Source organism: Streptomyces sp. NPDC051569, assembly GCF_044454085.1.
Taxonomy (GTDB): Bacteria; Actinomycetota; Actinomycetes; order Streptomycetales; family Streptomycetaceae; genus Streptomyces.
The window spans coordinates 509,853-529,173 of record NZ_JBITDJ010000002.1; the positions used below are offsets into that span (position 1 = coordinate 509,853).

Consider the following 19,321-nt stretch of genomic DNA (forward strand, 5'->3'; position numbering starts at 1 on the left):
GCAGTGCGGGGCAGAATGTCTTCAGCAGGCCCGTATTTGGGCGCGCTGATCCTTCTGACGCATCGACATCACACTCCGTAATGGCGGCTCGACCCTCAGTGGAATGCACCCAAGGCGAGATATGTGCAACGTTGCCTGAAAGCTTTGTTGCCCGAAGGTCTCAGTGCGAGGTGAAAATTAGAACTACAGTTCGATAAGGAGTCGGAGTGACACTGGCGAGGAGGACGGAGAAGCCGTCTACCGTGCTCGGCCGCCAACTGGGCGAGGAGCTACGGAAGTTTCGAGAATCGGCTGGAATTACGATGGCCAGTGCGGCCGAGGCTCTCGATTGCACCAAGGGCAAGATCAGTCGCATTGAAAACGGACGTGTGGCCGTGAGGACGCCCGATGTGCTGGCTCTGCTCCGTGCTTATGGCGTGGAGCAGGAAGGGGAGATTGCGACCCGTCTCACGGATCTTGCCCGAACCGCCAACCGCCGTCGTCGAACTGGATGGTGGAATCAGTACGGCCCTGTACTCGCTGACACTTATCGGGACTATATTGCGCTGGAAGCAACGGCTTCCACTATTCGTACATTTCAGGGGCAACTCATCCCCGGTTTGTTGCAAACCGCCGACTATGTGAGGGCCGTGACGGTCGCCTCCAAGGCATGGCAGACACCAAGCGAGATCGAACAGTTCGTTCGCGTTCGCTTGGCAAGGCAAGAACGACTTGTGGCTGATGACCCACTGAGCGTTTGGGCCGTCGTCGCGGAGGGCGTTCTGAGGCAGCAGGTTGGGGGCCCGAATGTGATGAGTGCACAGCTGGAGCACTTGATGAGCGTGGCCGATCTGCCGAATGTGCAGATTCAGATTCTTCCGTTTCATCGTGGGGCTCATGCGAGCATGTTCGGCCCTTACGTGATACTCAGTTTTACGGAGACCTCGGCTCTTGATGTTGTGCTCGCGGACAATCCGACAGGGTCTATCTGGTTGGAGCATGAACCGGAGGTGGCCCGCTACCGGGCTCTGTTTGATGATGCCCGCTCGTCGGCGCTCTCCCCTGCGGAGTCACTTTCCCTCATCCACAAGCTCTCGAAGGAGCACGGAGAATGAACGCCCCGCGTCGCACATTTTCAGACCTGTCGGAAGCGCGGTGGCGCAAGAGCACATACAGCGGGGGAAACAACGAATGCCTCGAAGTGGCGGACGGATTTCCGGGTCTCGTGCCGATACGGGACAGTAAGGTCGCTGCTGCGCCCTGCCTCGTCTTCGACGAAGACGCTTGGACAGCGTTCGTCGGAGCCGTGAAGGCCAGTCGATTCAGGCCTGTCTGAGGACCGTTCCGGCTGCTGACCTGGCGGCGTGAACGTCCTTTCACTGCAAAGGGGTTGGAGGAAGCCGGGCTGCTACAGCCCGGGGGAGAGGTGAGAGCCCCTCGGGGGCGGCCCGTCACCGCGCGCGAGGCGGGCTTCCCGGAAGTCGCCGGTGCAGCCGCCGGACCGGACACTGTTGACGCGATCATTGATCTCGGGAGGCAGGACATGGACCTGTCGCGGCGCAGCGTGGTGAATGCCGCCCTCTTCTCTGCCGCTCTCACCATTCCCGAATGGCCCGATGTGGTCGGCCGGATGGAAGGTGCGCGGTCGAGGACTCTTCGGCGTATCGGAGAGCCGGACGTCGCGACCGTCGTGGCGATGACCGAGCGTCTGTCCGAAATGGATGACCAGTTCGGTGGGCGCACCGCGCGCCCGCCGACCGCCTCGTTCATCGTCAACACCGTGGCGCCCCTCCTGCGTACCGAGGCCACCGAAGATGTACGCAAGGCGATGCTGTCAGCGGCCTCGGACCTGTGCTACCTCACCGGTTACATGGCCGTCGACGAGGGATTGCACGGTCTGGCGCAGCGCTATTACCAGAAGGCTCTGGAGTTGGCGGGGGCCTCAGAAGATCACTTGACGTACTGCACCACGCTGCGGGGAATGAGTGTCCAGGCGGTTGATCTGGGCCATGGTGCCACCGCCGTGCGGCTCGCCGACGCGGCTGCGGCGGCGTCACCTCAGGCGGGTCCTCGGATGCGCCCCTTCCTGGCCGGCCGGCAGGCGCATGCGGCAGCGCGGACCGGGAACCGCGTCGAAGCACTCAGGTATCTGCGCGAAGCCGAAAGGGCCATGGAGAAAGCCGAATCCCGCGAGAAGGCTCTCGGTTCCTACAGCCCCGCGTCGCTCAACTACCACGTGAGCCAGGTTCGTTTCGAACTCGGCGATCCGCGTGGAGCCGTTGAGGCGATGCGGGAGTCTGACAGGCTGCGGCCCGGCGTCTACCGCCGTTCCCGTGTCAAGGAACGCGCGATTCTCGCGGAGCGCCAACTGTCCATAGGGCATCTGGAAGCGGCCTGTGTCACGTGGGGAAACGCCTTGGACGACTACCCGCTGGTCGACTCCGGACGAATCGACCAGCGCTTCCGTGACATGTTCAAGCTTCTCCGCCCGCACCTGAAGAACCAGGAAGCGAAGTCCCTGTACGAGCGGGCCCGGGCTGTCGTACCGCCCGCCCTGCTTGCCTGAGACCCGGGATGGCCGTGTAGATCCACATCCGGGGCCCCGGGCATGGCCCGCCGGTCGTGGGGCAGAAGTCCTTCCGCGTACGGCTGCGGGACGGTCGGGGTGGCTCGCGCGGTCGCCTCGCGGGGTGCCCGCCGGTGTACGGGTGTGCGCCTTCGCGGGCCGTGCCGGTGCCGCGTCGGTGCCGCGTCGGTGCCACGTCGGACCGGAGACGTTTCCTGAGGATTCTGAGGATTCATGAGAAGAGGGTCGGATGAAGCTTGCTCTGGTGTCGGGCGACGGACTCCCCGTGAGTGGACTGCTCACCATCTTCCGCAATGTGATCGAAGCTGAACTCGGCTCGGAAGAGCTGGAGTTGCCCGTGGTCGCCGACCTCGGCTACTCATGGCGGCCCGACAAGGAACACTTCTTCCCCCAAGGACGCCCGGACAGCGGATACCCCGCCTGGATGTCGGTCAGCGACGCCGTGCCGGTGGACCTGGAGCGCGCCGAGCTCATGCGCCAACTGACCCGTGTCCGCGCGGGGGTGGCCCGGGCCGACGCGCTGGACGAAGCGGAGCGCGCCGAGCTGCGCGACGCGATCGAGGCGCTGGCCGGGCCCTACGAGGAGTACTTCACCCGCTGGCTCGACGATCACGACGTCGACTGGGTGTGCGCGGTCAACATGACGCTCTCGGACGCCGTGCCGGTGACCCTCGGCCTGCACCGGGCCGCGGCGAAGCGCTGGGCAGACGGCCGACCCGGAGGCGTTCTCTTCTGGGACCACGACCTCTTCGGCAGCTGCGCGATCTTCGAGGACGGCGTCCGCCTCTATCCCGAGGAGCCGAACGAGTTCACCCCCGTACCCGGATCCCATCCCTGCCACCGCTGGGCCGTGGTCTCCCCGGCACTCGCGAAGGAGGTCAGCGGCTATCCGACGTCGCTGACGGCGAGCATCCTGCCCAACGTCCTGCCGGTCGTGGAGAGCGGCCGGCTCCAGGACCGCCACACGGAGTTCCTCGCGCAACGGGATCTCGACCGGGACCGTCCGCTGCTGCTCGTGCCGGTACGGATGTTCCGGGTCAAGGGCGTGGAGATATCGGTCTCGCTCCTGGCCGAGGCCAAGAAGATCTGCGAGAGCCGGGGCACCCCCGCCCCGTACCTGGTGGTCTTCGGCAGCCTCGACGAGGACCCTCCGTACGCCCGCGAGGTGCTCGCCCTGGCGGGGGAAATCGGCGTACTGAAGGACATCGCCTTCCTGGACGGTGTCCCGCTGGCCAGCCATCTGGACGCGGCGGGTCAGTGGCGTCTGGACGAGGTGGACCTGCTGCGCCTCTGCCGCTCCGGGCCCGGCGCGGTGCTGTTCACCCCCAACACCGCCGACGTGGAGAGCGTCGGTCTCGGCCCCGCGCTGGCCGCCATCGCCGGGGTCCCCTGCGCGGTCACCGACTTCACCTGCTTCGAGGACTTCTACGGCTCCGACAGCGGCTGCGTCGTCGTGAAGGGCTACCAGGGGAACGAGGGGATACCGGAGGCGGCGCGGGCGCTGGTGGATCTCATGGACCGTAACGCCGCCGCCGATCCCCCCGTACGTGAAGGCCTCGACCGGGATCGGGAGTACGTGCTGCGGTCGTTCGATCCGGAGCCGTGGCGCGCCCAGTTCCGTTCGATGACGCTGGACGCGACACCGAGGTGAGCACCGGCCGGACACGGTCGACGCGGACACGGTCGACCCCGTCACACCGGCCGATTCAGCGGCTTCGTCCACAGCGACACGAAGGGAAGAGAGACGTGCGGGAGAACGGGAACACGGTGCGGGCCGGGGACCCCGGGATACGGGAGCTGACCCTCGGCGGACAGGCCGTTCGGGAGTGCTCGGCCGTGCTCGACGCCGTGGGCGAGGAGTTCGGCGCGGCCGACGATCCCGGATTCCTGCGGAAGGCCGGCGCGTACGCGTCCGGGCTGCCGGACGAGGTGCTGGACGCCGTCCGGGAGATGCGCTTCGCGGAGTCGACGGCGGCGCTGGTGATCCGCGGCGGCCCGGTGGGCGGCGCTGACTGCCCGACCCCGGGCCACTGGAAGGAACGCGAACCCGCCGCCACCGTCCGCCAGGACTTCTGGCTCGCGCTTGTCACCGCCCAGCTGGGCGATCCCATCGGCTGGGCCAGCCTGCAGGACGGGCACCTGTTCAACGACATCCTGCCCATCGCGGGCGAGGAGCGGGAGCAGACCGGTCACAGCAGCGAGACCGACCTGGAACTGCACATCGAGGACTGTTTCAGCGACGAGCGGTGCGACGCGCTCGCACTGCTCTGCCTCAGGAACCACGACCGGGTGCCCAACTCTCTCGTCACCACCGCCGCCCTCGATCTCGGACGGCTGGACCTGGACGCGCTGTTCTCGCCCCGGTTCCTGATCATGCCCGACTCCGAACACCTGCGCAGGAGCGGCGGGACCACGGAAGCGGGGCGCCCCCGCCCGCTGATGTTCGGCTCCCGGCACGCCCCGTACCTGCGCGTCGATCTCCCGTACACGCGGGCCCTGCCGGGCGACGAACGCGCGGCGAAGGCCCTCGCGGACCTCGCCGACCAGCTTGATCGCGGCGCCACGACACTGAGCCTGGCGGAGGGCGATCTGCTGCTGGTGGACAACTACCGTGCGCTGCACGGACGCGGCACCTTCCGGCCCCGGTACGACGGCACCGATCGCTGGATGCGCAAGCTCACCGTCGTACGGGACCTCCGCCGCAGCCGCGCACTCCGCGAGGGCGCCGACGGCCGGGTGATCGATCCCTTCGCCGCGCTCGTGGACGCCACGTAGCGGCGTCGAGGGACGCGGCGGCGCCACGGGCACGGGCCCGGGGTCAGGACAGTACGCGGTGACGGAAGTTCCGCAGACCCAGGCCGAGGAAGAGCACCAAGAAGCCCACGAGCACCGGATAGACGATGTACAGATGCATGTGGGACACATCGGTGAACCCGGCCCGCATGCCCTCGCTCATGTAGATCAGCGGATTCACGAGGACGAGTACCTGGAGCCAGTGGAACCCTCCCACCTGCACCAGGGACAGCTTCGTCCACTGGTAGTACGTGCCGCCGAGGAAGACGAGCGGCAGCACCACGAAGCCGAACATGACGCCGATGTTCCTGGGCTCGAAGGTGGTGCCCAGGAACAGCCCGAGGGAGGTCATGGTGACGCACGACAGCGGAATCAGCGTGACCACGATCCACCAGTGGATGACCAGGTGCGGATGGACCCCCGGCGCGTGCACCACGGCCGCGATCGGCAGCACGATGACGGCCGAGATCAGCCCCTGGGCGGCCCCCGACAGCACCCGGGCCACCGCGATCATCCAGATGGGGCAGGGTGCCTGCACCCGGTCCTCGATCTCCCGGGTGAAGCCGAATTCCTGGGACATCTGGATGGCGACCGACTGGATGCCCTGGAACATGATGGCGATGGACACCACCCCCGGCACCAGGACCGTGGCGAACGCCGATTCCCCGGCCGTCCCGCCGCCGGACCCGATGCCCTGCCCGATGAGGGGAAACACGTAGAGGAAGACGAAGACGAGCAGGAACGGCTGCATCACCGTCCGCCCCACGAATTCGCCGAAGCTCTTCTTCAGCACGGTCAGATCCCGCCGGATGAGACCGGCCAGCGCCGAACGGCTGGACGCCGCCGCCGACCGCCTCGGCAGCACATCGATCCGCTGGGCGGGCCGTCCGGCGGGCGGCGGGGACGCGTCGGATACGGCCATCAGTCCCTCAGTTCCTTTCCGGTGAGGCTGATGAACACCGTCTCCAGGCTGCTTTCGGCGATCGAGAGGTCGATCAGGTCGAAACCGCCGGACTCGGCGCTCGTCACGACCCGGGGCAGCAGCCGGTCGTTCCCCTTGACCTGCAGCTCGACACCGCCGTCGACCAGACGGGTACGGACGACGCCGTGGATGTCGCGCCGCAGCCTGGCCGCCAGCTCCTCCGGGCTGCCGCTGGTACTGACCGTGACGATGGTGTCGGCCCCGAGATCCTGCTTGAGCGCGGCGGGAGTGCCCAGGGCGAGGATCCGGCCGTGATCGATGATCGCCACCCGGTCGCAGAGGTGATCGGCCTCGTCCATGTTGTGCGTGGTGATCAGGATGGTCTGACCGTCGGCGATCAGACGGTCCAGCACCTCCCACAGGGCCAGCCGGCTCTGTGGATCCAGACCGGCGGTCGGCTCGTCGAGAAAGAGCACCGCAGGACGGTGGAAGATCGCCCGCGCCACCAGGAGGCGCTGCGCCATCCCGCCGGACAGGGCGTACACGGAGGAGTCCCGCCATCGTGACAGGTGGAACTGATCGAGGAGTTCATCGGCCGTCCGCCGCGACTCGCGGCGCGGGATACCGAACAGCAGTCCGTGGAAGTACAGGTTCTCCCAGACCGTCAGCGAGCGGTCCAGGGTGTTCTGCTGGGTGACCACCGCGATGACCTGCTTCGCCAGCGTCGACTGGTTGACCACGTCGATGTCCCCGACGTACACAGAACCCGACGTGGGCACCACCCGGGTCGTCAGCATCCCGACCGTGGTGGTCTTGCCCGCGCCGTTGGGGCCCAGCAGCCCGAAGATCTCGCCGTGCCGCACCAGCAGATCGATGCCGTCCACCGCCGCGAAGTCCGTCTTCGGATAGACCTTCGTCAGCCCGGTGACCCGGATGACAGCCTCGGTGCCGGGCGGTCTCTGGCCGTGCGTCTCCGTCTCCGGGGCGGGCGCCATCGGTCCTCCACCTCCCCGCGTCGGGCCCGCGCCGGTCGTACGCGGGACTCCCCGGAATCGTCCGCCCGGGCTCCCGGCCCCGCAAATCGACGTGCGGCAACCGGCCCTTCGTGGCGCACGGGCGAAAAAGCGAGCGGGCGGGCCGGCTGCTCGGGGCGGACCGTCGTACCCCTATCGGGCGGACGGACCCTCCGCTTCGGCGCGCAGGTCCAGCAGTGCCCGCGCGGTGGCCTCGTCGGCGGGATAGAACGACTCGATCGCCAGGTCCTCGATGGCCACCGCCAGCGGAGTGCCGAACAGGGCGGTCATGCTGAAGAAGGACAGCTCCCGCTCTCCGTGTCGGTAACGCAGCGGCACCACGACATCGGCCGCCCCGAGCGGGTGCGCCTCCGGCTCGGTCCTGCCGTGGGAACGGACGGAAGGGTAAGCGCTCAGCTCCTTGTACAGCTCGATCAGACCGGCATCCTCGGTCGCCACCATCTGGCGGTGCAGGCGCCCCAGCAGATGGGCCCGCCAGTCACCCAGATTGACGATCCGTGGCGCCATCCCCTCCGGATGCAGACTCAGCCGCAGTACGTTCAACGGCTCGGCCAGGAGGTCCTCGGCCACCCCACGGGTGAACAACTCGATCCCCGCGTTGGCGTCCACCAGATTCCACCCCCGGTCCACGATCAGAGCCGGATACGGATCGTGCCCCGCCAGAATCTGGCGCAGCGCGCCCCGTACCGTGCTCATCTCCGGCGCGTCCAGAGCGCTCTCCCGGTAGACCGGGGCGTAGCCGCCCGCGAGGAGGAGACGATTGCGCTCCCGCAGCGGCACATCCAGCTGCTCGGCGATGCGCAGGATCATGTCGCCGCTCGGCCGGGACCGTCCCGTCTCGATGAAGCTCAGGTGACGGGTCGAGATGTCGGTGTCCAGCGCCAGTTGCAACTGGCTCAGCCGTCGCCGGCCCCGCCAGTCACGTAACAGCTGGCCCACCAGCGGATGGCGCCCGTGCGCGGAAGAAGTCGTCGTCGTGTCCACGCGCCCACGCTAGGGGGCGCCCCGGCCTCGTATCCATTACTTCCGGGGTAATCGACGCGCTCACCCGTCCCGGCCACGATATGGCCGGGGCGCCGAGGTGCCACCGGCTCACGTCGCCGCGACCGGCGACCGTGCGAGCCCGGCCCCGCCGCACGTCACCACCCATCAGCCGAGGAGACCACATGACCGACGTCAACGACCTGGCCACCCGCTACATCGGCATCTGGAACGAGCCCGACTCCGACCGCCGCGCCGCCGCCATCGGTGAGCTCTTCGCCGACGACGCCACGTACACCGACCCGCTCGCCACCGTTCAGGGACACGAGGCGGTCGCGGCCCTGATCACCGGCGCCCGTGACCAGTTCCAGGGCCTCCGCTTCCACGTCCTCGGAGCCCCCGACACCCACCACAACCTCACCCGGTTCCAGTGGGAGCTGGTCCCCGAAGGCGGCGCCGACAGCATCGTCATCGGCTTCGACGTGGTCGCGACCGACAAGGACAACAAGATCGAACAGGTCCTCGGTTTCCTCGACAAGGTGCCCACCGCCTGACCGGGACGTCGGGACACGCGCCGACCGGGATGTCGGGATGACGCGCGGAGCCGGATCCCCGGGCCGGGGCGCGGTCCCGGGATCCGACGCTCACCCGCGCGGGACTCACGAGCCCGTGGGATGCCCCGGAGACAGGGGTGGGCTGCTCGCCGGATCGGTCCTTCGGCGCGTCTGGAGCAAGCCCCCGCACCGGTCCTGGCGCCGTGCCCGACGAACGGCGCACCTCCCGGAGGGCCCGGCTGAACAGCTGAGAAATGGAGTCAGGCCGGCCCGGATCGCCGCGTGGGCGGGCAACAGCCTTCCCGTCCCGCGTGCCCCTTATGCCTCATTCGTCGAGGTCCGACCGGCTCGCGGAAGCGTAGGGAGGGGCGGCGGGAGCTGCCCGCCGTGGCGCCGCGGACGGACCGGTCGCGGCGGAATTTCGCGAAGTTTTCCGGAGGAACGCCCGCCAGGAGCCGTCCGAAGCCGGGGCCGGCCGGGCTGCCGACCCCGCCGTCAGGGCCGGCGCGGGGCTTGAGCCGCCGCTGCGGAGGTTGCGCTGAAACGCCGCTGACCTGCGAAAAAGCCCTCCGCTAGGGAGGGCTGAGGGTGGTGGACCGGTGGTGCCCCCGGCAGGACTCGAACCTGCGGCCAAGTGCTTAGAAGGCACCTGCTCTATCCACTGAGCTACGGGGGCCGGATGGTGGCCTCGGTGACCTGGAGCCCCTGGTGGGGTGGTTCCGTGACCGTGCCGGGACAAGGATAGGGCTCCGATCGCCTTGACCCGGTTGCTTCACCTGCGTGGCACGATGTGTAGGTTCAGTGAAGCGAACCGATAATTGCAGGCAGGTGCGATTCGCGCATCGCTTTTGGCCTCCTGTGCCTCGGGTGTTGTGCACTCGTTATGCCTGCGCCCTACTCGTCCCGTCTGTCCCGAGTTCTCGATCGGCGCACAGAGGTACCTATACGCTTCAAAAAGGCTCCAAAATTGGGCATTCTTCGCATGTGGTGACCTTGGATGTACGGCCCCAGCTGATCGACGCACTTTCCGCACTGCGCGACCGTGTCGCCGCCGTGCGTCTTCCCCTGCCCCTTCCCGGGGCGCCGCGGGCCCGGCAGACGAGGGCGGAGCTGCTCGCACAGCTCGACGACTATCTGCTGCCCAGGCTGCGGGACCCCGAAGCGCCGGTGCTGGCGGTCGTCGGCGGGTCCACCGGCGCCGGGAAGTCCACGCTCGTCAACTCCCTTGTGGGGCGCCGGGTCAGTGAGGCGGGCGTGCTGCGGCCCACCACGCGCACTCCCGTGCTGGTGTGCCATCCCGACGATCACCACTGGTTCGCCGGTATGCGCGTCCTGCCGCACCTCACCCGCGTATGGCTCCCCCAGCAGGAGGAGGACGACGGAGTGGGCGGCGGCGGGGAGCTCATCGAGGAGAACGCGCTGCGCATCGACACCGCCTCCTCGCTGCCCCGGGGGCTCGCGCTCCTCGACGCCCCCGACATCGATTCGCTCGTGGTGGCGAACCGGTTGCTGGCGGCCGAGTTGATCTGCGCCGCCGACGTGTGGGTGATGGTGACCACCGCCTCCCGGTACGCGGACGCCGTGCCCTGGCATCTGCTCCGTACCGCCAAGGAGTACGACGCGTCCTTGGTGACCGTGCTCGACCGGGTGCCGCACCAGGTGATCGACGAGGTGTCGCGGCAGTACGGGGCGCTGCTGACCCGTGCGGGACTCGGAGACGTACCCCGGTTCACGATCCCCGAGCTGCCCGAGTCGGCGGGCGGCGGCAGTGGGCTGCTGCCCACCACCGCCGTGGCGCCGCTCCTCGCCTGGCTGGCGCACCGGGTGCGGGATCCGGCGGCCCGTCAGCAGGCCGTGGTGCGGACGGCGGCCGGGGTCGTCGACTCGCTCAAGGTGCGGATGCCCGAGCTGGCCGGGGCGGTGGCCGCGCAGTACGCCGCCGCCGTACGGCTGACGACCGCCGTGGAGGACGCGTACGCCGCCGAGGGTGAGCGGGTGCGCCGGCAGCTTCAGCGCGGCGCGGTGCTCGCCGGGGACGCGCGGACCCGGTGGCGCGGCTATCCCCGGGACAGCTCGGCGCGGGAACTGCTCGATTCGCTGGTGGAGAGCCTGGGCGCCCTGCTCCAGTGCGCCGTGGCCGCCGCCGACGAGCGGGTGGAGGAGGCATGGGGGCGCGAACCGGCCGCGGGAGCCGTCGACGCGGCGGGGGCGGACGGTGAGGTGACGGAACAGATCGGGATGGCCGTACGCCGCTGGCGCCGGGTCCTGGAGGAACTGGCCGAGGAGGAGGTACGGCAGCTGGAACGGAACGCCGCGCCCGAGGCCGAGACGGTGGCCGCCCTGCTCGCCGCGGCCCTGCTCGGCGGGCGGCGGGCGCGGAGCGCGGGGGAGCGGCTCGCGGAGCTGGTCGGGGCGCAGGGAGCGCTGCGGCTGCGGGACCGGGGTGGCGAGCTGGTGACGACGTACATCGACCGCGTACTGAACGGGGAGCGCGACCGGCGGCTGGCGCCCCTCGACGGCCTTGAGGTGACCCCGAAGCCACAGGCCGAACTGATCGCCGCGCTGTCCGTTCTGCAGAAGGAGAGGCGACCCAGGTGACCGCTGTGACGGATGGGATCAACGAGGCCGGCGAGGGTCGGCACGCCGACGCCGCCGAGGGCGACGGCGGCTCCTGGGACGACGGGTTCATCGCCCGCCGCGCCGGTGAGAAAGGCGCCCCGGGAGACCTCGACGGCCTGGAGCCCGCCCCGGGCGACGCCGACGCGCACACCCCCATCGGCGGCTCCTACGGAGGCCGGCTGCGGGTCCGGCTGGACGCCCTGGGCGAGCTGGTCGGCCTCTCGCGGACCCGGCTCGAAGGGGCGGAGGGGCCGGAGGGGTCCATCCTCGCCGAGGCGGGCCGCGTGCTGGACGAGGCGTCCGCCCGCCAGCGGCTGTCCTCACGGCACACCGTCGTCGCCATCGCCGGAGCGACCGGCAGCGGCAAATCGACGCTCTTCAACGCCCTCGCCGAGGTACCGATCTCGGAGACTGGGCTGCGCAGGCCCACCACCTCCGCCCCCATCGCCTGCACCTGGTCGGACGGCGCGGCGGGGCTGCTCGACCGGCTCGCCATCCCCGGGCGGCTGCGGCGCAGGCCGCTGGCGGGCGGCGACGGCGACGAGGAACTGCACGGACTCGTGCTGGTCGATCTCCCCGACCACGACTCGGCGGTCGTCCGCCACCGCGACCAGGTGGACCGGGTACTCGCGCTGGTGGACGCGGTCATCTGGGTCGTGGACCCGGAGAAGTACGCGGACGCCGCGCTGCACGAGCGCTATCTGCGGCCGCTGGCCGGGCACGCGGAGGTCACCTTCGTGGTCCTCAACCAGATCGACCGGCTCCCCGGCGAGGCCGCCGACCAGGTCCTCGACGATCTGCGCCGGCTGCTCGACGACGACGGCATGGCCCTCGGCGAACACGGCGAGCCCGGCGCCACCGTGCTCGCCCTCTCGGCGCTCACCGGGCAGGGCGTGGGCGAACTGCGTGAGCTGCTCGGACGATTCGTACAGGAGCGGAACGCGGCGGCGCGGCGTCTGTCCGCCGATGTGGACGCGGCGGCGCGGCGGATGCGTTCCGCGTATGTCGCCGAGGGGCGGCCCGGACTCGGCGAGCGCTCCCGCGAGCAGTTCGCGGACCGGCTGGCCTGGGCGGTCGGCGCGGTGGCGGCGGGCGAGACGGCGGAGCGCGAGTGGCGCAGGAACGCCGGGCGGGCGTGCGGGACGCCATGGCTGCGGCTCTGGCGCTGGTACGAGAGCAGGCGTACGCCCGGCGGCGGAACCCCGCAGGCCGCGGTGGTCGTGGAGGAGGAGCTGACGGCCCGGCAGCGGGTCGAGCAGGCGGTACGTACGGTGGCGGAGGAGGCGTCCGCCGGATTGCCGGCGCCGTGGGCGCACGCCGTGCGCGAGGCGGCGGTACGGGGCGCCGAGGGGCTGCCCGAGGCGCTGGACGAGCTGGCGGTGACGGCGGGCACGCCGGGCGGCCGCCCGCCGAGGCCGGCCTGGTGGCCCGCCGCGGTGCTGGCGCAGGCGTCGATGACACTGCTGCAGATCTTCGGCGCCCTGTGGCTGGTGGGGCAGATCGTCGGGGTACTGGAACCGGGACTGCTGCCGCCGGTGCTGGTGATGCTCGCCGGGATCATCGGCGGTCCGTTCGTGGAGTGGGCCTGCGGAGCGGCGGCCCGGGGGGCCGCGCGGCGGTACGGGCAGGACGCCGAGCGGCGGCTGCGGGAAGCGGCGGCCGCGTGCGGGCGGGCGAAGGTGCTGGATCCGGTCTCGGCGGAGCTGATGCGGTACCGGGAGGTGCGGGAGCGGTACGTCATCGTCTCCGGCGCGAGGGGGTGACGGCGTTTTCCCCAACGCCCGCGTCGTCCACAGGCCCCCGCACGTTCCTTCCGTCCGGTCCAGCATGGGATCAGTCGATCGGCCGTCCGGCCGACGCGGCCGGACGGGAGGGGCCCTGATGAACGACACCGTGGTGACCGTGGTGGGGAATGCCGCGACAGGCGTGGAATTCCGGGAGTCGGCCTCGGGCGGTGTGGCGCGATTCAGATTCGCGGTGACCGGGCGCCGCTGGGACCGGCAGCGGGAATGCTGGTCCGACGGACCGACGAGTTTCTACACGGTGTGGGCCTGGCGGACGCTGGGCGCGAATCTGGCGGCCTCGGTGTCCGTCGGGGAGCCACTCGTGGTGCACGGCCGGCTGCGGGTGCGCGAGGAGGAACGGGAAGGACAGCGAAGGACGTTCGTCGACATCGACGCGGTGGCGATCGGACACGACCTGGCGCGCGGCACGTCCGCTTTCAGGCGGGTGACCAGGGCGAGCACCTTTCTGACGGAACGTCATGGGGGTTCGGGGCGGGCGCGGGAGGAGGCGCGGGAGGAGGTGCGGGCGCCGGGGAGCGGGCCGGAGTGGGAGTCACGTTCGGTTCCTGCGCCCGCTCCCGATCACACCCCCGATCACACCCCCGCCCCCGCGCCGGCCGTCGTGGCGACTGCTCTGCCCTGAGCGGGGGTTGTAGAGATTTGTCGATATAACCGGCCGCATTCCGGAGGCTTGTCGGGCTGTCGATAACGATTCCGATTCAGAACGGTTATGTGAGCGCCTGCGCGGGCACACGTGCTTCCCGCCGTCCATAGGATCCCCAGGTACTCACGGGGCACTTGAGTCTGCCGGCGAGGCATACCCCCCACGCGCTCACCCGCGAAGAACCCTCGCCCGAAGGGAATTCTGTGTTTTCTGCTATATCTGCGTCATCCGTACGGAGACGAGGCGCCGCGCGCCTCACCGCCGCCGTTCTCGTCTCCGGCCTGGTGGCCGTGGGCTCCCTGGTCGGGGCCGGTGCGGCCACCGCCGATGAGACGCCCCAGCACCAGGGCGGAGCTTCCGCCACGCTCGACGGGCTGAAGACCTACGACGGCGCCGTGCTCCACACGAACGGCAAGGACCAGCAGCTGCCCGCCGGGCTGTTCGAGATGACCGTCGATGGCGGCGGCAAGCTCAAGACGTACTGCATCGACATTCACAACCCCACCCAGGCGCAGGCGAAGTACCTGGAGACGCCCTGGGACCAGACCTCGCTCGGTGCCAACCGGAACGCCGGCAAGATCCGCTGGATCCTGGAGCACTCCTACCCGCAGATCGACGACCTCGCGGCGCTGGCCAAGTCCGCCGGTACCGGTCCGCTCACCGAGAAGACCGCCGCGGCCGGCACCCAGGTCGCGATCTGGCGCTACTCGGACGGCGCCGACGTCGACGCCAGTGACGCGCAGGCCGAGAAGCTCGCCGAGTGGCTGGAGAAGGGCGCCCGGAACGTGGCGGAGCCCAAGGCCTCGCTGACGCTGGAGCCCGGCGCGGTCTCCGGCAAGGCCGGCGACAAGCTCGGTCCCGTCACGGTCCGTACCGACGCCGACAACGTCACCGTCACGCCGCCCGCCGACACCGTCGCCAGCGGCATCAAGATCACCGACAAGGACGGCCGGCCGGTCACCTCCGCCGCCGACGGCACGCAGCTGTTCTTCGACGTCCCGGCCGGCACCACCGACGGCGTCGCCTCGTTCGGCGTGCAGGCCACCACCTCCGTACCGGTCGGCCGCGCCTTCGCCGGTGTGACCAAGAGCCAGACCCAGATCCTCGCCGGCTCCAGCGAGTCCACGGTCTCCGCGACGGCCACCGCCAACTGGGCCAAGAAGGGCGCCATCCCGGCGCTCACCGCACAGAAGAACTGCGCCAAGGGCGGCGTCGACGTCACCGCCACCAACCAGGGTGACGAGCCGTTCACCTTCGAGCTGGCCGGCGTCGAGCACACGGTCGAGGCCGGTGGGTCCCAGACCGTCACCGTCCCGGTCGGTGAGGACGAGGCGTACGACTTCACCATCACCGGGCCCGGTGGGTTCTCGCAGAACTTCAAGGGTGTCCTGGACTGCCGGACCACCGGCACCCCCGCACCGGAGACCGACCAGCCGTCCTCGCACCCCAGCCCGGCCTCGGCCGGTGACACCCCGGCCGCCGGCACGGGCGGCACGGGAGACCTGGCCGAGACCGGTTCGTCCAGCGCCACCCCGGTGATCGCGGGCATCGCGATCGTGCTCGTGGTGCTCGGCGGCGGCGCGGTGTTCTTCCTCCGCAAGAAGAAGGCCGCCGCCGGCGCGGAGTGAACGACCCCTGGCGCTGAGTGACACGGCGCGGGTTCCGGCCCCCGGTACGCGACAGCGTGCCGGGGGCCACGTCGTACCGCCGGTGGCCGGAAGTCGCCGCCGAGCGGCCGGTGCGCGAGCGCCGAGCCGTCCTGGAGCGTTCCGGGAAGCGGGACGGGTTTCCATCGGGGGATGGACGTCAGGCAAGATGGGGTGTTTTTGGCGAGCCGGATCATGTAAAAGGCTCCTGACCAGCGGAGGAACCGCCAATCAGGAGCCAGGAATGGGCCGTGGGCCGTCTGTGGGCCGTCAGGCCGCTGTAGCGACGGCCCCGGGGTGGATCCGCAGGAACACAGCCGACACGGCAGCCCGTGTCCTCTCCTCGCTGCTCGGCATCAGGTGCGTGTAGATCCGCAGCGTGAATCCAGGGTCCGAGTGTCCCAGGTAGACGCTCAACGCCTTGATGCTCTCTCCAGCGTCCAGGAGCATCGAGGCGTAGAAGTGCCTCAGAGCGTGCATGCCGTCATCCGGAGCGGCCGCGTAGCGCTGGCCGGCGTCCTTGGGCGGAATGACACCAGCGAAGGCTAGAGCGGGCTTCCAGACGTAGTCGTCGAAGTAGCTGCGCCAGATGGCATTGCCCACGCCGCTGGTGAAGATGAGCTTCCGTGTCACTGGCGGCCCGTCCGGCGTCTTCCATGGCAAGGTGACTTCGACGGGCGGGAAGCGGCATATGTGGTCCCTCAGCCCCGTTGCCACCACCGGCCCCAGCGGCGCGTCCCGGAGCTTTCCCCGCTTGGGCGGAGCGAAGACCAGCACGCCGCCCACACGCTTGACCTGCTGGCGGACGTGCACCCAGCCGGTATTGAAGTTGACGTTCTCCTCAGCGAGGCCGAACACCTCACCCTGACGGAGCCCGCAACCGCCGCCGGCGTCCACAGTGGCGGCGTACCGGTCGGGCAGTCCCGCGCGGACACGGCAGACGCGTTCCTCGGTCCACGGCTGAATCAGCCGGGGCTCAGGCTCCGGAGGCTTGACCGACTGGGCGTGGCAGGGATTCGACCTGATCACTCCATCGTCAACCGCAGCGTTGAACAGCGACGACACCGAGTCGTAGATGGCGCGGCGGTACGTCGCGTTCGGCAACGCCAGCTTGAGTGCGTTCAACCAGGTACGCATGTGCTCGGGCTTGAACGACCCCATGGGGCGCGTACCCAAGTAGGGAAGCGCGTGCAGCCGGATACGCCTGTTCACCACTTCCTGACTGCCCAGGTCCGTCGTCAGCCCGCCCAGCCACTTCGCGGCGTACTCCCGGAACGTGATCTGCCCGGCTTTCGGGTCGATGAAGTGGCCCGCATCCATGTCTGCCTTGACGCGGTTCAGCCACTTCTCAGCGAGCCCCTTCTGACGGTCGGGGTAGCTCTTGGACTGCTCGGTGCCGTCGGGACCGATGTAGCGGGCGCGGTAGCGCATACCGGTGCCGTGGCGGTCGGTCTTGACGCGGATGGTTCTGCCGTTCGCGTCGGGTTCGGTCCTGTACCAGCGGTCTTGGATGTGGCCTGCCATGGGCGGGTGACTCCTTGGGAATGGCGGCGGCCGGCGGCGAGGGTGCTCGCCGCCGGCCGTAGTGGCGGTGCGGGATGGTCAGGCTGCTGCGCTGTCGGCCATACGGTCGTTGACCCATGTGCGGACTGCGGTGGGGTCGTAGCGGAGGTGTTTGCCGATGCGGAAGCCGGGCGGTCCGGTGCGTTTCTTGCGCCAGCTGTAGACGGTTTCTAGCGGGACACCGAACATGGCGGCGATGTCGTCGGGGGTGAGGTAGCGGTCCGGGAGTCCGGCGCGCAGGGTGTCGGTGATCGGTTGTGATGCCATGGGGTGACTCCTTGGCAGCGGGCGCAGGCGGTCGGCAGCGCGAGCCGTGCCTGTCCGAGGTGTGGATTTCTGCGTCACAGCGTCACGTGCGTCATGCGAGGCTTGGACCTGGGGTTTTGTGTGACGCAGTGGGGTGGGGGTGCGTCACGGCTGCGTCATGGGCTGCGTCACGGCGTGACGCTGTGACGCAGCGATGACGCAGAACCTGGCGTCTGCGTCACGCCGGTTGCGGCAGGTCAGGGGGTCGTTTGCCGGTGTGCGTGACGCTGTGACGCAGCGCTTCCCTACTTAGGAAAAAGTGAGGGGTGTCTGTAGTGGTGCGGTGCTTCTTCGGACGTGGAGAAGGAGCCGCTGCGCGGCACGACCTTGGCGCGGCGTTCCGCCGGACAAGCAAGAGGAGCACCCGGCGCGGCGTGCTCCTCTTGCTTGTCCGGGTGACCGGGCGGTGCGGGTCAGAACGCTGTCGCCTGTTCGGGCGGCGGTGGTGCGCCCTGGCGGGTCATTTCGAGGTAACGGCCTTCCCGGGTACGGCCGCTGTCGATGAGGACGCCCCGGGCCGCGAGGGTGGGTTGAAGGCGCTTGAGCCGGTCTGAGAGCACCTTGCCCGTGGTCGGCCACCCTTTAGGCAGGGGGCGCAGTTCGTCGCCGCTGTAGAGGCGGCTGAGGCAGTACAGCCACTCGGTCGACGTCATCCGCTGCTCACCGGCGGGAGCCATGGTCTCGGCGTGCTGAAGGACGGTCTGCGCCAGCAGGTCGCCTTCGATGACGTCGTCGTTCAGGTCGTCCAGGCTCGCCCGGTACGCGGGCAACGCTCCGAGGCCGGTGGCGGTGTCGAGTTGCGCGCACAGGTGGGCGAAGTCCGCCATCCGCAGATCGGTCGGGGTCTCCGCTTCGGCGGCCCGGACCTTGACGGTGAGGTCGAGGAGCGAGCCGAGGACGACGGGCAGCAGGTCGGCGTACTCCGCCCACAGTTCTGCCTCGGTCCGCCGGACGCGGGGCCGCTCCAGCCGCAGGGGCAGGAGCCGTTCGGCGAGGTCGGGGCGGATGACGCCGACGTCGATGCCGGTGAGGAGCAGGGGGCGGCGGTAGCGGGCCCGGTGCACGTCCCCGTCGGTGAACAGGGCGCGCTTGACGGACTCGGCTCCGGTGACGATGCAGCACATGGCGTCGGACAGGTCCGGAGTCATGTGGGACAGGTTGTCGAGCGCGGTGACCCATCCGGCGGCCACGGCCGCGATCAGGTTCTCCTCGTCCTTCGGCGCCCGCCGCAGGTCGCCGCTCATGCCCTCCACGATCCTCACCAGCATTCGCCCACCGGTCGACTTCCCCGCCCCTTGCGGCCCGGTGAGGAACGGGGCCGGCACGGGCACGCCAGGCCCGAGACAGCCGATGAGCCAGGCAATGGCCAAGCACTCGGTTTCGGCGTTGGCGAAGTTGCACAGCCGCATCAGCAGGTCGATGCCCTTGCCCTCCGTATCCTTCGTCGGCAGGGGCAGCTCCCCGGTGAGCTGGGTACGCCGCCAGCACACCTCACGCGGGTCCGGGACAGTGATGTCCCACCCGGTGGGGTGGATACGGACGGACTGCCCATCGGTGCGGCCGAGGTCCAGCCAGGTCGCCCCGTCGAACCCCGGGGCGACCCGGATGTGTACGGCCTGGGTGATCTCGGTCAGCGCCAGGGCCTCGATCAGGTCCAACGCTTCCTTGAGCGCGGTGCCGTTGAAAACACCGAGCCCGTCCTTGAACATGCCGACCATGAGTTCCTGCCGGTGACTGCCCGTGGTGCCCTGTGAGCGGATCGGGCGGGCCACGGGGTGGCCGTTCTTCTGCGCGTAGACGGTGCCGTCGGCGGTGCGGAAGTACCGGAAGTGGGACTGCGCGTAGTCGGTGATGACCTCACGTGCCGGGTTCTTCTCGTCCTCGGACAT

16 protein-coding genes and 1 tRNA gene are annotated in these 19,321 nt (G+C 69.6%); 10 read left to right on the top strand and 7 right to left on the bottom strand.

The features are described 5' to 3' along the window. The first annotated feature begins 212 nt into the window (after positions 1-212). The 5 genes from ACIBAE_RS05235 to ACIBAE_RS05255 all read left to right on the top strand — a co-directional run bounded on the left by ACIBAE_RS05235 (position 213) and on the right by ACIBAE_RS05255 (position 5,341). Entirely contained in the window at positions 213-1,094 is an 882-nt protein-coding gene (locus ACIBAE_RS05235) for a helix-turn-helix domain-containing protein (protein WP_399282578.1), read from the top strand. Continuing rightward, the gene (locus ACIBAE_RS05240; RefSeq protein WP_399282441.1) at positions 1,091-1,315 is read left to right on the top strand and encodes a DUF397 domain-containing protein; all 225 of its coding nucleotides are present in this window, start codon (positions 1,091-1,093) and stop codon (positions 1,313-1,315) included. Before ACIBAE_RS05235 ends, ACIBAE_RS05240 begins: the two co-directional genes overlap by 4 nt. A gap of 207 nt (positions 1,316-1,522) precedes the next feature. Then, the gene (locus ACIBAE_RS05245; protein ID WP_399282442.1) at positions 1,523-2,545 is read left to right on the top strand and encodes a transcriptional regulator; all 1,023 of its coding nucleotides are present in this window, start codon (positions 1,523-1,525) and stop codon (positions 2,543-2,545) included. A gap of 250 nt (positions 2,546-2,795) precedes the next feature. After that, positions 2,796-4,217: a hypothetical protein gene (locus ACIBAE_RS05250; protein WP_399282443.1), complete on the top strand. Its 1,422-nt coding sequence runs from the start codon at positions 2,796-2,798 to the stop codon at positions 4,215-4,217. 95 nt (positions 4,218-4,312) lie between these two features. Continuing rightward, positions 4,313-5,341 (top strand): TauD/TfdA family dioxygenase, encoded by a 1,029-nt coding sequence (locus tag ACIBAE_RS05255; RefSeq protein WP_399282444.1) that lies wholly within the window; start codon positions 4,313-4,315, stop codon positions 5,339-5,341. A 43-nt stretch (positions 5,342-5,384) separates the two neighbouring features. Here ACIBAE_RS05255 and ACIBAE_RS05260 read toward each other — a convergent pair whose 3' ends face one another. The 3 genes from ACIBAE_RS05260 to ACIBAE_RS05270 all read right to left on the bottom strand — a co-directional run bounded on the left by ACIBAE_RS05260 (position 5,385) and on the right by ACIBAE_RS05270 (position 8,299). Further along, positions 5,385-6,281, bottom strand: coding sequence for an ABC transporter permease (locus ACIBAE_RS05260; protein ID WP_399282445.1), 897 nt, complete (start codon positions 6,279-6,281; stop codon positions 5,385-5,387). Then, positions 6,281-7,276 (bottom strand): ABC transporter ATP-binding protein, encoded by a 996-nt coding sequence (locus ACIBAE_RS05265; RefSeq protein ID WP_399282446.1) that lies wholly within the window; start codon positions 7,274-7,276, stop codon positions 6,281-6,283. Before ACIBAE_RS05265 ends, ACIBAE_RS05260 begins: the two co-directional genes overlap by 1 nt. 171 nt (positions 7,277-7,447) lie before the next feature. Further along, a complete protein-coding gene (locus tag ACIBAE_RS05270; protein WP_399282447.1) occupies positions 7,448-8,299 on the bottom strand; it encodes a helix-turn-helix domain-containing protein in 852 nt (283 codons plus the stop codon). 182 nt (positions 8,300-8,481) lie between these two features. Here ACIBAE_RS05270 and ACIBAE_RS05275 point away from each other — a divergent pair, with 182 nt between their 5' ends. Beyond that, entirely contained in the window at positions 8,482-8,850 is a 369-nt protein-coding gene (locus ACIBAE_RS05275) for a nuclear transport factor 2 family protein (RefSeq protein ID WP_399282448.1), read from the top strand. Between the two features lie 600 nt (positions 8,851-9,450). Here ACIBAE_RS05275 and ACIBAE_RS05280 read toward each other — a convergent pair. Then, positions 9,451-9,526, bottom strand: a tRNA-Arg gene (locus ACIBAE_RS05280). A 317-nt stretch (positions 9,527-9,843) separates the two neighbouring features. Between ACIBAE_RS05280 and ACIBAE_RS05285 the strand changes: the two genes are divergently transcribed. From ACIBAE_RS05285 to ACIBAE_RS05300, 4 genes are all read left to right on the top strand, one after another. Continuing rightward, positions 9,844-11,448 (top strand): dynamin family protein, encoded by a 1,605-nt coding sequence (locus tag ACIBAE_RS05285; RefSeq protein WP_399282579.1) that lies wholly within the window; start codon positions 9,844-9,846, stop codon positions 11,446-11,448. Continuing rightward, complete coding sequence (locus tag ACIBAE_RS05290; RefSeq protein WP_399282449.1) at positions 11,445-13,232, top strand: GTPase; 1,788 nt, start codon at positions 11,445-11,447, stop codon at positions 13,230-13,232. Before ACIBAE_RS05285 ends, ACIBAE_RS05290 begins: the two co-directional genes overlap by 4 nt. A 118-nt stretch (positions 13,233-13,350) precedes the next feature. Next, entirely contained in the window at positions 13,351-13,896 is a 546-nt protein-coding gene (locus tag ACIBAE_RS05295) for a single-stranded DNA-binding protein (RefSeq protein ID WP_399282450.1), read from the top strand. Positions 13,897-14,120: 224 nt separating this feature from the next. After that, positions 14,121-15,545: an LAETG motif-containing sortase-dependent surface protein gene (locus ACIBAE_RS05300; RefSeq protein WP_399282451.1), complete on the top strand. Its 1,425-nt coding sequence runs from the start codon at positions 14,121-14,123 to the stop codon at positions 15,543-15,545. 288 nt (positions 15,546-15,833) lie between these two features. On the opposite strand, the gene ACIBAE_RS05305 is transcribed toward ACIBAE_RS05300, so the two are convergent. From ACIBAE_RS05305 to ACIBAE_RS05315, 3 genes are all read right to left on the bottom strand, one after another. Next, positions 15,834-17,087 carry a tyrosine-type recombinase/integrase gene (locus tag ACIBAE_RS05305; RefSeq protein WP_399282452.1) on the bottom strand — a complete coding sequence of 418 codons (1,254 nt, stop codon included), beginning with the start codon at positions 17,085-17,087 and terminating at the stop codon, positions 15,834-15,836. Positions 17,088-17,165: 78 nt separating this feature from the next. Beyond that, the gene (locus ACIBAE_RS05310) at positions 17,166-17,393 is read right to left on the bottom strand and encodes a helix-turn-helix transcriptional regulator (RefSeq protein WP_399282453.1); all 228 of its coding nucleotides are present in this window, start codon (positions 17,391-17,393) and stop codon (positions 17,166-17,168) included. 452 nt (positions 17,394-17,845) lie between these two features. Then, a complete protein-coding gene (locus tag ACIBAE_RS05315; protein ID WP_399282454.1) occupies positions 17,846-19,321 on the bottom strand; it encodes an ATP-binding protein in 1,476 nt (491 codons plus the stop codon).

Coding starts and splice junctions, on each gene's coding strand:
- ACIBAE_RS05265 (WP_399282446.1), bottom strand. CDS start 7,276: ATGGCGCCCGCCCCGGAGACGGAGACGCACGGCCAGAGACCGCCCGGC.
- ACIBAE_RS05275 (WP_399282448.1), top strand. CDS start 8,482: ATGACCGACGTCAACGACCTGGCCACCCGCTACATCGGCATCTGGAAC.
- ACIBAE_RS05315 (WP_399282454.1), bottom strand. CDS start 19,321: ATGTCCGAGGACGAGAAGAACCCGGCACGTGAGGTCATCACCGACTAC.
- ACIBAE_RS05245 (WP_399282442.1), top strand. CDS start 1,523: ATGGACCTGTCGCGGCGCAGCGTGGTGAATGCCGCCCTCTTCTCTGCC.
- ACIBAE_RS05305 (WP_399282452.1), bottom strand. CDS start 17,087: ATGGCAGGCCACATCCAAGACCGCTGGTACAGGACCGAACCCGACGCG.
- ACIBAE_RS05260 (WP_399282445.1), bottom strand. CDS start 6,281: ATGGCCGTATCCGACGCGTCCCCGCCGCCCGCCGGACGGCCCGCCCAG.
- ACIBAE_RS05310 (WP_399282453.1), bottom strand. CDS start 17,393: ATGGCATCACAACCGATCACCGACACCCTGCGCGCCGGACTCCCGGAC.
- ACIBAE_RS05250 (WP_399282443.1), top strand. CDS start 2,796: ATGAAGCTTGCTCTGGTGTCGGGCGACGGACTCCCCGTGAGTGGACTG.
- ACIBAE_RS05240 (WP_399282441.1), top strand. CDS start 1,091: ATGAACGCCCCGCGTCGCACATTTTCAGACCTGTCGGAAGCGCGGTGG.
- ACIBAE_RS05295 (WP_399282450.1), top strand. CDS start 13,351: ATGAACGACACCGTGGTGACCGTGGTGGGGAATGCCGCGACAGGCGTG.